Origin of the sequence: Vibrio sp. 10N.222.55.C6 (assembly GCF_041473395.1) — a bacterium.
Taxonomy (GTDB): Bacteria; Pseudomonadota; Gammaproteobacteria; order Enterobacterales; family Vibrionaceae; genus Vibrio; species Vibrio crassostreae_C.
The window spans coordinates 1-499 of record NZ_JBFRSD010000620.1 but is presented as its reverse complement, the minus strand read 5'-3'; the positions used below and the strand labels follow the sequence as shown (position 1 = coordinate 499).

Here is a 499-nt window from a genome sequence, read left to right as displayed (position 1 = left end):
ACTCTGTTTGCATTGAACGTGTATAAGCCGCTATTTGGACAAGGTAAAACCGATGAAGAGCTAGTGGGTAAAGGACGTATTTTTGGTGTCGTGATTGCGATTATCTCGGTATGTATCGCACCATTCATCATGTATGCGCCAGAAGGCCTTTTCCAATACCTACAAATGGTGGCGGGGTTCTTCAGTGTGCCAATCTTCACTATCGTGTTTGTCGGCTATGTATCTAAACGTGTTCCAGCTATAGCGGCAAAAGTGGCGTTGGTGGTGTTTGTAAGTTCTTACGCAGCAATGCAGTTAGTGTTTAAAACACCGATTCACTTCCTGCATCAATTAGCGATTCTGTTCGTGGTATGTACTGCGTTGATGTTCATTATTGGTTACTTTATGCCGCGTGAGTCTGAGTACGTGATGCCAGTCAATGAGAATATTGATGTGACACCTTGGGAGTTCCGTTTCGAGGCTTCGGCTATCATTCTCTACATGGTATTAGGTGCTTACG

At 44.3% G+C, this 499-nt stretch carries 1 pseudogene; it reads left to right on the top strand.

What is annotated here, in order from left to right:
* A pseudogene (locus AB4486_RS25350) lies at positions 1-499 on the top strand (solute:sodium symporter family transporter); the annotation flags it as partial.